This is a genomic window from Caballeronia sp. SL1002 (assembly GCF_057814995.1).
The window spans coordinates 524,879-537,851 of record NZ_JBYMUW010000004.1 but is presented as its reverse complement, the minus strand read 5'-3'; the positions used below and the strand labels follow the sequence as shown (position 1 = coordinate 537,851).

Below are 12,973 nucleotides of genomic sequence, written 5' to 3'. Positions count from 1 at the left end.
ATGAATCCATCCGTCAATCGCGAGATCGCGAAAACGCGCGGCATCTCCGTGTCCGAAGCGGCGACGCTCGACACGACTCGCGCGATGCTGACCGAACTGTCGCAGCGCGCGACGACGAGCCGGCGCGGGCTGCTCGATACCGCCAACGAACTCGGCGATCACACGCTGATCGACTTGCTGCTCAGCGCGGCGGCGACCTGCCGCCGCGCGGAGACAATCGTTGCGGGAATGATCCGCCGGCTCCCCGCGCGAGCGGACGCGGTCGAGCAAGAGCGAAAGATCGCGGTTGCCACGCAGGTCGTGGATCGGGCGGTGGAAGTGGGTGAAACGGTGCTTGCGCAGCTTCGCCCACGATGACGGCGGCGCGCTTATTGCGCTTATCGCGCTTACGCTAGTAAATCGTAAAAGCGCGCGTTTGTTGCGGGGCGATTGTCGCGTGTCGGCGGAAATACGCACCAGCAACCATCGTCGTGGCGGAAGAAAAGGAGCGCCCGAAGGCCGCCCGGCAGCGCCGTCTCGACACGCACATAGCGGCTGCCGCTCTGGCGCGTACGGCTGAATTCGGTGACGCGGACCGGCGTGGATGGCCCCGGTGCGAGCCATTTTTCTACTTGCTCGCGCAGCGAATAATTATTTGCGGCTTTCATGTCCAGCTCCGACATACGGATCCTGCTCGATTACGTATTGCGCCAGCGCGATACCTGCCATTTCCCGCACCGGCTCCTGCCTGGGCTTCGGTCCCGCCTTACATTCTGCGTGGGTCACGACATTCGGACCCATCACTTCCGCCGCCGCCGATGCCCGCAACGCGCTGCACCGCGCGAGATGCCGTAGCGCCGAAAGCTGCGCCACGAGTTCCCTGCTAGATTTACGTTTCATGCCCAGTCTCCCGCACTGCAACCAGAACTTGAGAAAGCACTTTAACTCTATGCCCGTCTGTCGTTTTGCAGGCTAGTGTTCAGCAAAATAGCAACAACTCGTCACAAATACGGTGTGGAGCGTTCCGGCGTTCCGGCGATCCGGCGATCCGGCGATCCGGCCTCAATGCTGATTCGATCGCCATGATTGTTTAACGGCAGGCGCGCTGCGTTTTTTAATGCGCCCGCCAAGTTAATTTTTGGCCGTCACGCGATGCGCGCGGCGGCGTCCAATCGCGATGCTTAGTCCTTCAGACTATCCGGCACCTTTCCGCCGTTTTCGGCCACCTTCTGCATCACTTGCTTATGCAGCCAGACATTCATCGTGGCGGAATCGTCCGTGTTGCCGGTGTAGTGCAACTCCGTCGCCAGTTCCTTCCGCGCGGCGAGGCTGCTGTCGAGACCCAGAAGTTTCATCAAATCGACAATCGACGTTTGCCAGTTCAGCTTCTCGCTACTTTTGGCCTGCATGTCGGTGAGCACGGCTTCGACATCCACGACGGGCATCGGCGTGACGGGCGGTTGCGACCCAGCAGCGGCGGCAGTCGATGCCGTCGCGGGCGCTGCGGTGGCGGCGGGCGCGGCGGCTGCAGGCGCGGCGGCGTCGCCGGATGCGGCATTCGCGGGATGGTCGTGCGGGAAGATCTTGTTGAGAATGCTTGAAAAAATACTCACGATAAGACTCCTCTCAGGTTGGACGACAACATTCTGAAAGCTGCAATTGTTGTGCCTATCGGAGGATCAAGCGTTTGAACGCGGGTATGCACGGCGCACGCTCGATACACGTTCCGAACCGGGATGACGGCGCAAACAAGGTGCATCCGCGCTCGAACACGAACTAGATCAGCACGTCCCAGCGCTGCGACCAGTCGGCGTCTTCCTGCGCGATCGCCCGCAAAATATCGATCGCCGCCTTGAGCGCGGGCCGCTTCGAGAACCGCGGATACACGACATACACCGGATAAGAAAATTCAGGCGCCTCAGGCACGCGTTCGAGTACGCCATGTTCGAGATAGGAGCGCACGACGCGCGTTCTGAAATAGCCCGATCCGCCGAACTGCAACAGATATTGCAGCGCGAGCGGCCCGAGGTTGAACGAGAGCGGCGACCGCGCGTATTCCGGCAGCGCGGAATCGTGTTGGCGGCGAAATCCCGCGCCCCAGTCGACATACACATACGGCCCCGGTTTCTGCGGAGTCCGAATCTGCACCAGCTTCTCCTCGACGATCTCTTCCACGACGATGCCCGCCACATACTCGGGTTCATACACGAGCGCGGCGTCCAGCACGCCGCTCCGCACTTTTTGCTGCACGGTGGCATCGTCGCCCAGTTCCGCGCGCACGCCGAACGCCGGCAACTCCGCGCGCAGGCGCGCGGTCCACAGCAGCACCATCGGATTGGCAAGACTCGTCGTGGCGCCGAACGTGAGCATGTCGTCGTAGCCTGCGGGCAACGGCAAATCGCGGCGCGCCGCTTCCCAGGTCTGGATCATCTGTTTCGCGTATCCGAGGAAGCGCTCGCCGTCGGGCGTCAGCCGCGCGCCCGCCTTGCTTCGCTCGAACAGGCGGCATTTCAATTGCTCTTCCAGATTTTTAATCCGGGCGGTGACGGCCGTCTGCGTTACATGGAGTCGCGACGCAGCGGCGACCAGACTCCCCGCTTCGGCCACTTTGAGAAAGGTTCGAGCCAGTTCGAGGTCCACGAGACTCCACGAGCGAGAAAAAACGCGCCTTCATCACGCACTTTTATTATCAATTTATTTGCTTATAACACGCAATATCTTTGTCTTGTGCTTATAGATTGTCGCTGCTTAAATAAGAGCCAGAAGACCGGCGAACTGCGGTCCCATATGGCGCGAGCCGCGTAAGCCGTATCGAACTTTTTCGAACTTGAGGAGCAAAACATGATCGTCGCAATGTGGATAGGAATCGCGTTTGCGTTGCTGGCCGGCGGTGTGGGCATGACCTTCTTGCTGGGGTCGCTGCTTCCCGCGGAGTTTTCGCAGCGCGTGCAGGAACACGGCCGTTTCGCCGGGTTGGGCGCGAGCGTTTCGGATGAAGTTGCAGGGAAGCGCACGAAGGCGCGCGCGCCCAAGCTGGGAACCCGCACCGCCGACGCGGTTTGATCGCAGAAAGTGTTTAGTCGTCCACGCCGATAGCGTCGGGGATATTCGCCGCGCTGTCGGCCACGCGTTCGCGCGAGCGCGCGATCAATTCGCCGAAATCCTCCGCCGATAACGGCCGCGCGAACAAATATCCCTGCGCGAAGTGGCAACCTGCGGCGGCCAGGAAGTCGCGCTGGCGCTCCGTCTCGACACCCTCCGCCACGACGCGATAGTGCAGTTCGGTCGAAAGCGCGATGATCGCCCGCACGACGGCCGCGCGGCTCGGCCGGTTTTCGATATCGTCCACGAATGACTTGTCGATCTTCAGTTTGTCGATCTCGTAGGTATCGAGGAACGAAAGGCTCGAATAACCGGTGCCGAAGTCGTCGACCGCGACGGAAATGCCCATTCGGCGCAGTCTCGACAATTGCGCCCGCGACGCAGCCGGCCGTCTCACCAGCATGCCTTCGGTAATTTCCACTTCAATCTGACGCGCCGGAACCCGATGTTTCGCCAGCGTCGCCGACACGATCTCCGGCAGATTTCCCGTGGCAAGCTGCGGCGCGGAGACGTTCACGGCGACCGGCGGCGGCAGCAGGCCATCGCGCTCCCAGCGCGCGATCTGCGCGACGGCATTTTCCAGCACCCATTCGCCCAGCACGGAAATGAAGCCGTATTCCTCGGCAACCGGAATGAATTCGCTTGGCATCACGATCCGTCCGTCCGCGTCGCGCCAGCGCACAAGCGCCTCCGCGCCGACCAGCGCGCCGCTCGACAGGCAAAATTGCGGCTGATAGACGAGGAACAATTGCGATTCGTTGATGGCGCCGCGCAACCGGCGCAGGATCGCGAGTTTCTGGCTCGTGCGCCGCAGCAGTTCGTCGTCGTAATAGCGCACGCAGCCGCGCCCGTCCTCCTTCGCGCGATACAACGCCGTATCGGCGCAACGGAGCAGGTCGGACGCGCTCGTCGCGTGCTGCGGAAACACCGCGACGCCCAGACTCCCGCTCGACGTGTGCTCGCCGCCCGCCATCGCGACGGGCTGCGAGACGCTCCGCAGAATCCGCGCGCACAGCGTTTCGAGTTCGGGCAGCAACGTGGACGGCACCACCATGACGAATTCGTCGCCGCCGAGCCGCGCGACCAGCACTTCGCGCGGGACGTCGGCGTTCAGTCTCCGGGCGACTTCCACCAGGAACGCGTCGCCGGTTGCGTGGCCGAGCGTGTCGTTCACCAGCTTGAAATCGTCGATATCCAGCATCAGGACCGCGAATCCGCGCGCGTGCGCCGGATTCTGCAAGTCGAGCGCGGCGCTCAGATGCGTCATCAGATGATGCCGGTTCGGCAAACCGGTCAACGCGTCGAAGTTGGCCTGGCGACGCAGCAGTTCGCGGGACACGACAAGCTCGGTGACGTCGGTCAGCACGCAGACGTAGTAAGTACCCGTATGTCGGGTGTCGGCGACGAGCGTGACCGTTAGTTGCACGGAGAGGCTTTCGCCGTTCGCCGTGCACAACTCGACGAGCTGGCTGTATCGGCCGCCGGTCTTGACGGCATCGCGGACCGTGCGGGCGATCGCGCGGCCCGTGATGCTCGTCACGCTGTGGCCCTTGAGGTCGTCCACGGTGCGCCCGGTCATGGCCGCGAGCGAGGTGTTGGCGTACTGGATGGCGTCGCGCGCCCCGCTGCTCCGCGAGATCAACACGCCGCTCGCGCTGTCTTGCAACGCGCGGCCGAGCAGACGCAGTTCGAGATCGGACGCGCGCTGATCGGTGATGTCCTGCTGCAGCACGAGAATCCCGGTCGCGCCGTCGAGGAGCGACGGGATCGACACTTTCGTGATCCGCACGCACCGCTCGGCGCCTTCGTCGGTCGCGATAATCATTTCGGACACGTGCGGCAAAGCAGTGTCGGCGACGTGGCGGTCGGCGTCGGCGAGTTCGTCCGATACCGCGCGCCACGCCATGTCGGCGTCGGATTTGCCGCGCAGCAACTGGGGCGATGCGAGACCCGCGCTGCGGGCAAAGCGCGCGTTACCACCGTGATATTCGCCGCGCGCGCTTTTCCACGCGACCGCGACCGGCATGTGCGTGAGCACGGCGCCGAGCGTTTCCGTCAGATCGACTTCGGCCTTGCGCGCGGTCAGCAAATCCGTCACGTCCTTGGCGATCACGAGCGTGAGCGACCGGTTCGCCTCCTCGACCGGCATTTGATGCACATGCACCTTGATGATCGATCCGTCGGCGCGGAGATGGTCCCAGATGCCCGCGTCCCAATGGCCCTCGGCGGGCGGGCGCAACGCCGCAACGTAAGCGTCGAACGCCGCGTACGCCGTTTGCGGCCGCAGATCGCGCGCGGAAAGCGCCGTGAACTGTTCGCGCGTGTAGCCGTACTGCGCGAGCGCGGCATCGTTCACATTGACGATCCGGAAGCTCGCGGCGTCGAAAATCCACATCGGCAACGGATGATGGTCGAAGAGCGAGCGATAGCGGCGCTCGCTCGCGGACGCGGCATCGAGTGCGTCGGTCTTGTCGCTTACGGCCCGGCCGATCCGCCGCGCCAGCACGAACAGCACCAGATTGCCGACCAGCACCCACATCGCCAGCAGCGCGAGGCCGCGATTGGCCCACCACGACGCGCGTTCGCTCGCCGCGAGCGTGCGCGCTTTGGCGGAGCGGGAGGCATCGGAAATCGTGCCGAGTGCGATGCCCAGCCGGATATTGAGCCGCAAAAGCCCGAGATTGCCGTCCTGCTGAACGCCGATCGACCCGCGCGACTGCGCTGCTGCAAGCTCGGCCGCGTCCAGATACGAGAGCGTCGCGTCGTTCAGTTCGCGGTCGCTTCCGGCGGTGCCGAGCCGGATGGCAGCCGATTCCAGCGCGTCGCGCACGTGCGCAAAGGCAAGGTCGGTCTGGCGGAATTCATCGACGAGAATGGGTTTGGCAAGACTCGTCGAGACCGCCGTGTTCGCGATCAAGAGCGACGATTGCAAGGCTTCGAGCGTCTGATCGACGCCGTTCGCCGCCGCCAACTCGCGCTGCGCGGCGGTCTGCGCCTGAACGACATACCGGTAGACGCCGAAATCGACGAGCGTCGCCATGCCCACGACGAGCACGGGCAAGCTCGCGGCGCGCCGGGTCCACTGGGCGGCGGCGAGCGAGGTCCGGCGAAATCGATAAAAACAGGTCAGGAACGTTGGCAGCATTGCGATTAACCGATCATTGGCGCGCGTTTGCAGCGGGCGCGTGGCCCGCGAAAACGCTGCGCGTCAGTGTCGGGTGGCGGCTGCAAAGTCGCCTTCGGCAGATCAGCGTGATTGCGCCCCGAGCACGTATCGAAGATATCGGCACGATCGGGCGCATTCTTGATGGCGCGGGGGCGCCATGCCGGGAAAACGCGTAGCGCGCGTCAGGCTTCCTGCTGCGCGCCTGCTGTCAGGATGGCGTTCTGCAGCACGCTGAAATCGACCGGTTTGGTGAAATGCATGTCGAAACCCGCGGCGGCCGCCTGCTTGCGGTCGTCTTCCTGCCCCCAGCCGGTCACGGCGATCAGCGTCGCGCGCTTGGCCCACGCGGCGTCGCGGATCGAGCGGGCCACTTCGTAGCCGGACATGCCCGGCATGCCGATATCGAGCAGCACCGCGTCCGGTTGCAGCCGGTTCGCGAGCCGGCTCGCCTCGACGCCGTTGTACGCCACGGTCACCTCGAAGCCGCTCAGGCGCAGGACGGTCGCGAGCGCGTCGGCGGCGTCTTCGTTGTCGTCGGCGATCAGCACGCTCTGGACTTCGTTGCGCGGGACGCTCGGTTCGACCGGCGCGCCGCGCTCCACGCCGGTTTCGGCGGTCTGGCGCTGCAATTTGATGAGAAATTCGCTGCCCTGCCCGATCCCGGCGCTGCGCGCTTCGATCTTGCCGTGGTGCAGCGTGATGATCTGCCGCGCGAGCGACAGGCCGATGCCGAGCCCCTCCTTCATCTCGTTCGCCGCCGGTTCGACCTGCACGAAAATATCGAAGATGGCATCCAGGCTTTCGGGCGTCAGGCCGATTCCGGAATCGCGTACGGAAATTACGACAGTCTCGCCTTGCAGCGCGGCGCTGACCGCGATCTGCGAGCCGATCGGCGAATACTTCACGGCGTTGGTCAGTAAATTCGAGATGACCTGCGCGAGCCGCGCGGAATCCGCGAGCACATAAAGTTCGCGTGCCGGAACGTCGATCGCGAGCGGATGCGCACGCCGCTCCAGCATCGGCTGAACGGTTTCGACTGCGTCCTGAACGACGCGCGCCACGTCGATCACCGCGGGCCGCAGTTGCAGCGCGCCGCGCGAAAGGCGCGCGACGTCCAGAAGATCGTCGATCATGCGCACCATGTGGCGTACCTGACGGTCCATCAGCGACAACAAGCCGTCCTTCGCCGGCACGCGCTCCGGCTCGTTCCTCACGGCGTCCAGCGCGCTGCGGACTGCCGCCAGCGGATTGCGCAGTTCATGCGAAAGCGTCGCGATGAACTCGCTTTTCCGGCGATCGCTCGCGCGCAGTTCGTCGTCGAAGCGTCGCCGGACGGTGATGTCGCGAAACACCATCACGCAGCCGCGCACGTGACCCGCGCTATCGACGATCGGCGCGCAACTGTCTTCCACGTAAGTCTCCGTGCCGTCGCGCGCGATCATCACGGTCTGCGCGGGCAGCGCAACCTTGCGCCGCTCCCGCAGCGCGACGGTCACGGGATTCTCCAGCGGCCGGTCGGTCGGTTTGTGGCGAAACGTCAGTACATCGTCGACACGCCGCCCGATCGCCGCGGTTTCCTGCCATTTCGACAGCGCCTGCGCGACCGGATTAAGCACGATCACGCGGCCATCGACGGTCGTCACCACCACGCCGTCGCCGATACTCGAGATGGTCGTCTGCAGCAGATCCTTCTGCTCGGCGATCTGCTCGGCGGCGCGCGTTCGCATCTGCATGGTGCGCCGGGTCGAGGTGCCGAAGAGGAACAGCAACAGGACCGTCAGTCCGCCGGACGCGCAAACCGCCACCGCCGCCGAATTGCGCACCGAGCGCGCGCGCGACTGACGCGCGGCGAGCCGTGCGGCGGCCACCGAGGTCATGTCCGCGACGGCCACGCGCGCACGGTCCATCAACTGCTTGCCGCGATCCTGATTGACGATGTCTTGCGCGGCGGCAAAGCCGCTGGACCGGCGCGCTGCGATCACCAGTCCGAGTTCGCTTTCCTTTTGTTCGAGCAGGGCGCGCAATTGCTCGATTCGTTCGTGCTGGACGTCGCTCGCGCCGACGAGCGCATCGACCTCGGTCAACTCGCTTTCGATCTTCGGCAATGCGGCGTGATATGGCGCGAGATATTCTTCGCGGCCTGTAATCACATAGCCGCGCTGCGCGGTTTCAGCATCCACGGCGAGCGCGAGCACAGCAGCCAGGCGCGAGGCAATCTGATGATACCGGGACGCTTCCTGGTCGCTTTCATACAGCCAGAAAATACCCGCCGCGCCGATGCCCGCCGTCACCAGCATGAACCACGCAACCGCCGGAAGACCGTATCGATCCCACACGCCGACGCGCACGCCCGCCAGTGGGCGCAATTTATTTCCAGCAAACGAAAATGTCATAGCTTCAATATCTTCACGAACGAAACAACGCGGCGGAGCGTTTCAGAGCTCGGCCACGATCTTTCTAATAATTTTTGAATGGAACGGCTTCTCTCTTCGGCCCAGCGTAAGTCATGCACACAGACATCATTTATCGGATTAAAGCTCGTTTCCATACGCGGCGAGACGCGGGGCGCACTCGCATTAATAGACGCTTATTCAGCGCTTCTAAAACGCGTTTCCGCATTACCGTACTTTTAATTAAATTTGAAACTTCGTTTCGTTTTTCGATTAAAGGAAAAGCGATGTGAGATGAACTGCGCATTGGAAAACGCATTAAAGATTAATAATACTAGAGGGAAGAAATAATTAAGAGATCCCGCGTGAAAATACGCAATTCGCGCGTTTCACAGAAGACACAACCCGCCTGCGCGTTTTTTTGTCGCCGCATACTAGGCGCTCACGCAATCGCTGTTCAGTTCGTCGCTTTCTCGCGCGGCGCGGTGCCGTTTGTGATCAACCTTGACGAAACGCTTTCGAGGAGATCGAGATGCTTGTCTGCGATAAATGCACCTCGGTGGCCGGCTGCGCTTGCGACGCGAACCGGCTCGACGGACTGACGCTGATCGGCGTCGGCGAGTGCAACGGCTCGCTCGCGCTCGAACATTATCGGTGCGACGACTGCGGCACGGTGCTCGGCCGCCAGTTCACGGGCGACGAGTGCGAGCGGATCTGGTCGGTGCTCGATACACCGCGCTCCTAGCGCGCGATTTTCCCCTCGATTTTTGCAATCAGCCGTCCCGTCCACGCGCGCAGCGCGCTGTCCGACATCACGAGACACGTCGAATACGCAACCATCCGGTACACGTCGTTCCGCCTCACCTTCGATACCTTCGCCGGATCGAGCCAGTCGTCATTGCCGGCGAGCAGAACGAGCGTCTGCAAGCCGATCAGCACCGGCCACACGCACGCGAGCCGCAAGCGGACGGACGTGGCCGGAATAGCGAGCGTGTAATCGATGGCTGCGCGGAAGTGATCGAGCGTGTGACGGAGCAATTCGAACAGCAGCGGCTGTGCGCGCCGCGATGCTTCCGGCGATAGCAAGGCTTCCGGCGTCAAACCGTGGCGTTCGAGCAGCGCGGCCGGCAGATAACATCGGCCGATCCGCAGATCTTTGCCGCAATCGCGCAGCACGTTCGTCATCTGCAGCGCCTTGCCGAAACGCACGCCGCGCTCCAGCGCCGTCGCCTGGTCGCCCTTGAGCGTGCCCGGCATATGCGCGTAGGTCATCCTGGTCCAGAACTCGCCGACACATCCCGCGACCAGATACGTATAGCGATCCAGCTCCGCCGGCTCGCGCAACGCGACGATCCGCCCCGAGGTTTCGTCTGGAAACGTCCGCAGATCGAATTCCATTCCGCTCATCAGCGTCGATACGATTTCGCGCACCGCGTCGCGATCGGCGGCATTCAGTTGCGCGAGCACGGCAAGCGCGGGTTCGAGCGATTCGAGCAGAACTTTCTCGTCCACCTGAGCCTGCTCGCCCGCGACTTGCGCCGCGATGCGCTGCAAAAGCGTTGCGTCGCTCAAGTCGCCGTTGATCCGGTTCGCAAGCGACAGCAGCAGGTCGAGCCGCCGCGCGGGCGCGATGAGCGCGGTATCGGCGATCGTGTCGGCTGCGCGCGCCAGCAGATACGCGAGGCCGATCGGGTCGCGCATGCCGGCCGGCAGCACATTCAGCGTGAGATAGAAGGAACGGGACACACCCTTCAGGAGCGGGCCAAGAAGAAAGGCCCGGGTTGGATTGCTCATAAATTGCGAATGGAGGGTTGAGGTCGCTGGAGCGAACGTGCCGAATTGTATCCGGCAACGTATCGGGGTCGCTGCGCGCGGATCGCTAAGACCGCACTAAGTCGTGCTCGCGATAGTGGTGCGGAACGGGCGACCAGGGAGACCGCGCATGATCGCATCGACGGGCAAGGCCCGCTTTTATCTGCAAAACAAAGTGCCGGAAGTGACGCTCGCCTTCTGGATCATCAAGATCATGTCCACGACGGTCGGCGAAACGGGCGCGGATTATCTCGCGGTTCACGCGGGCCTTGGAACCGCGCTCACGGCGTCGCTGATGAGCGGCCTGTTGATCGTCGCGCTCGTCGCGCAAGTCAGGGCGCGCGAATACATTCCGTGGAAATACTGGCTGACGGTCGTGCTCGTGAGCGTGGTCGGCACGCAGATTACCGACGCGCTCACCGACGGCCTCGGCGTCAGTCTCTACGCCAGCACCGCGTGTTTCGCCGTAGCGCTCGCGGCGGTGTTCGTCGTCTGGTATCGCGCCGAACGCACGCTCTCCATCCACTCGATTATCACGCGCCGCCGCGAGCTTTTTTACTGGCTGGCGATTCTGCTGACCTTCGCGCTCGGAACCGCGGCCGGCGATCTCGGAACCGAAGCGCTCGGTTTGGGCTTCCGCGTGGGCGTCGTCGCGTTCGGCGCGCTGATCGCGATGACCGGCGTCGCCGCGCTCTTCGGCGCGAATCGCGTGCTGACGTTCTGGATCGCCTACATCCTCACGCGGCCGCTCGGCGCGTCGCTCGGCGATCTGCTCTCGCAAGCGCGCGATTACGGCGGACTCGGGCTCGGCACCGTCATCACGAGCATCGCGTTCCTCGCGATCATCGTCGCGCTGGTGGGCTGGGTGAGCCTCGCGCCGCGCCGCGCGAAAACGCCGGGCGCGCTGTGAGGATCGACGCTGTATCGCGATTTTTATTCTGACTGGAGAGCTCGCATAAAACCTCGTTTCACCTTTATCGCCGCGGCGTTTGCCATGGCCGCGATGAACCTTGCCGCTTATCCCGATGCTGGCTCGCTGATCGCGTCGGCGCACGCTGCGTCGCCGTCGAAGCTCGGCGATCTGACGCCGTTCCGCAAGATCGTGCTCGATACGAGCGCGCTCGTGAACAAGGGCGACCTGCCCGGCGCGAAGACGCGCATCAAGGATCTCGAAACGTCGTGGGACGAAGCGGAGCCATCGCTCAAGCCACGCGCCGCCGCCGACTGGCACACGGTCGATCACGCGATCGACCGCGCGCTCGACGCGTTGCGCGCCGACAAGCCCGACGCGGCCGCGTGCAAGAAAGCACTCGCCGACGTGCTCGCGAGCATGGACCACGCGGGCGGCCAAGGCTGAGAAGCTAATGCGGCGCGAAACTTGACATCGGCGCAGATACGAAGGTAGCCTTAGCAGGCTACCTTCTTACCTTGCGGGATGTAAGCATGTCCGAACAACGAAGCGATCCCGACGCCGCAAGCGCGCTTGCGGCGTCGGGCATTGCGAGCGAGCTTCGCGTGGTGCTCGGCCAGATCAAGCGCCGGCTGCGCGAAGAAGTGCATTTAGGCGATCTTTCGTGGTCCCAGGCGCAAGTACTGGCGCGGCTTGAACGCGAAGGGCCGGCTACCGTGACGAACCTCGCACGGGCCGAGGGCGTGCGTCCGCAGTCGATGGGCGAAACGCTTTCCACGTTGAAAACGGCGGGCCTGGTGAGCGGCGCGCCCGATCCTTCCGATGGACGGCAAACCGTCCTCTCCATTACCGGCGCCTGCCGGGAACTCCTCGAAACGGCCCGCGCCGCTCGCGACGACTGGCTGTTGCGCGCCATCCGCACCAAACTCGCGCCCGGCGAACAGGCGGACCTCGCGCGCACGGTCGAACTCCTCAAGCGGCTTATCGAGCCTTGATAACGGCTTCGCGAATACGCGCGAGCCACCTTCCTTTTTCCTTAGAGATCACCATGGCACTTACTACACTCGACGCTCAGACCGCGTTAGTCATCATCGATTTGCAGCAAGGCATCGTCGCGCTGCCCGCTGCGCATCCGGTCGGCGACGTGATCGCCAAATCGCGCGCGCTCGCCGACGCGTTCCGCGCGCACGGCTTGCCGGTCGTGCTCGTGAACGTGGCAGGCGGCGCGCCGGGCAGGACTAACCAGGTGCGCAATTCGGGCACGCCGCCCGCAGGCTGGTCGGATCTGGTCGATGAACTGAACGCCCAGCCCGCCGACAAACGCGTCACGAAGCACACCTGGGGCGCGTTCACGAACACGGACCTCGAAGCGTATCTGCGCGGCGCGGGCGTCACGCAAATCGTGCTTACGGGCGTGGCGACGAGCATCGGCGTCGAATCCACAGCGCGCGACGCGTATGAGCGCGGCTTCAACGTGACGCTCGCCGTCGACGCGATGACCGACATGAATCTCGACGCGCACACGAACAGCGTCACGCGCATCTTCCCGCGCCTCGGCGAGACCGGCACGGCCGACGAGATCGCGGCGCTCCTCGGCAGCACGCGCGGCTGATC

Annotated in this window: 14 protein-coding genes; 7 read left to right on the top strand and 7 right to left on the bottom strand. The window is 63.8% G+C overall.

Features of this window, described 5'->3' with window-relative positions; all coding sequences use genetic code 11:
- Positions 1 to 357, top strand: a complete 357-nt coding sequence (locus AC3D25_RS23970; protein WP_488890956.1) for a hypothetical protein — start codon at positions 1 to 3, stop codon at positions 355 to 357.
- A gap of 29 nt (positions 358 to 386) precedes the next feature.
- Here AC3D25_RS23970 and AC3D25_RS23965 read toward each other — a convergent pair whose 3' ends face one another.
- The 4 genes from AC3D25_RS23965 to AC3D25_RS23950 form a co-directional block, all read right to left on the bottom strand.
- Positions 387 to 647 carry a hypothetical protein gene (locus AC3D25_RS23965; RefSeq protein ID WP_488890955.1) on the bottom strand — a complete coding sequence of 87 codons (261 nt, stop codon included), beginning with the start codon at positions 645 to 647 and terminating at the stop codon, positions 387 to 389.
- On the bottom strand, positions 631 to 879 hold the full coding sequence (locus AC3D25_RS23960) for a hypothetical protein (RefSeq protein ID WP_488890954.1): 249 nt from the start codon (positions 877 to 879) through the stop codon (positions 631 to 633). Before AC3D25_RS23960 ends, AC3D25_RS23965 begins: the two co-directional genes overlap by 17 nt.
- 281 nt (positions 880 to 1,160) lie before the next feature.
- The gene (locus tag AC3D25_RS23955; protein WP_488890953.1) at positions 1,161 to 1,592 is read right to left on the bottom strand and encodes a DUF3597 domain-containing protein; all 432 of its coding nucleotides are present in this window, start codon (positions 1,590 to 1,592) and stop codon (positions 1,161 to 1,163) included.
- Between the two features lie 163 nt (positions 1,593 to 1,755).
- On the bottom strand, positions 1,756 to 2,619 hold the full coding sequence (locus AC3D25_RS23950) for a LysR family transcriptional regulator (RefSeq protein ID WP_488890952.1): 864 nt from the start codon (positions 2,617 to 2,619) through the stop codon (positions 1,756 to 1,758).
- 201 nt (positions 2,620 to 2,820) lie between these two features.
- Between AC3D25_RS23950 and AC3D25_RS23945 the strand changes: the two genes are divergently transcribed.
- Positions 2,821 to 3,042: a hypothetical protein gene (locus AC3D25_RS23945; RefSeq protein ID WP_488890951.1), complete on the top strand. Its 222-nt coding sequence runs from the start codon at positions 2,821 to 2,823 to the stop codon at positions 3,040 to 3,042.
- 13 nt (positions 3,043 to 3,055) lie between these two features.
- Here the strand turns inward: AC3D25_RS23945 and AC3D25_RS23940 are convergent, their stop codons facing one another.
- On the bottom strand, positions 3,056 to 6,226 hold the full coding sequence (locus tag AC3D25_RS23940; protein ID WP_488890950.1) for a sensor domain-containing protein: 3,171 nt from the start codon (positions 6,224 to 6,226) through the stop codon (positions 3,056 to 3,058).
- A 203-nt stretch (positions 6,227 to 6,429) separates the two neighbouring features.
- Positions 6,430 to 8,613, bottom strand: a complete 2,184-nt coding sequence (locus AC3D25_RS23935) for a hybrid sensor histidine kinase/response regulator (RefSeq protein ID WP_488890949.1) — start codon at positions 8,611 to 8,613, stop codon at positions 6,430 to 6,432.
- A 556-nt stretch (positions 8,614 to 9,169) separates the two neighbouring features.
- On the opposite strand from AC3D25_RS23935, the gene AC3D25_RS23930 reads away from it, so the two are divergent.
- Positions 9,170 to 9,382, top strand: coding sequence for a hypothetical protein (locus AC3D25_RS23930; protein ID WP_488890948.1), 213 nt, complete (start codon positions 9,170 to 9,172; stop codon positions 9,380 to 9,382).
- On the opposite strand, the gene AC3D25_RS23925 is transcribed toward AC3D25_RS23930, so the two are convergent.
- A complete protein-coding gene (locus AC3D25_RS23925; RefSeq protein ID WP_488890947.1) occupies positions 9,379 to 10,431 on the bottom strand; it encodes a phytoene/squalene synthase family protein in 1,053 nt (350 codons plus the stop codon). The genes AC3D25_RS23930 and AC3D25_RS23925 overlap by 4 nt on opposite strands.
- A 181-nt stretch (positions 10,432 to 10,612) precedes the next feature.
- On the opposite strand from AC3D25_RS23925, the gene AC3D25_RS23920 reads away from it, so the two are divergent.
- The 4 genes from AC3D25_RS23920 to AC3D25_RS23905 all read left to right on the top strand — a co-directional run bounded on the left by AC3D25_RS23920 (position 10,613) and on the right by AC3D25_RS23905 (position 12,971).
- Positions 10,613 to 11,359, top strand: coding sequence for a COG4705 family protein (locus AC3D25_RS23920; RefSeq protein ID WP_488891071.1), 747 nt, complete (start codon positions 10,613 to 10,615; stop codon positions 11,357 to 11,359).
- Positions 11,360 to 11,443: 84 nt separating this feature from the next.
- A complete protein-coding gene (locus tag AC3D25_RS23915) occupies positions 11,444 to 11,806 on the top strand; it encodes a histidine kinase (protein WP_488890946.1) in 363 nt (120 codons plus the stop codon).
- 86 nt (positions 11,807 to 11,892) lie between these two features.
- On the top strand, positions 11,893 to 12,354 hold the full coding sequence (locus AC3D25_RS23910; protein WP_488890945.1) for a MarR family winged helix-turn-helix transcriptional regulator: 462 nt from the start codon (positions 11,893 to 11,895) through the stop codon (positions 12,352 to 12,354).
- A 53-nt stretch (positions 12,355 to 12,407) separates the two neighbouring features.
- On the top strand, positions 12,408 to 12,971 hold the full coding sequence (locus tag AC3D25_RS23905; RefSeq protein WP_488890944.1) for an isochorismatase family protein: 564 nt from the start codon (positions 12,408 to 12,410) through the stop codon (positions 12,969 to 12,971).
- Positions 12,972 to 12,973: the final 2 nt, after the last annotated feature.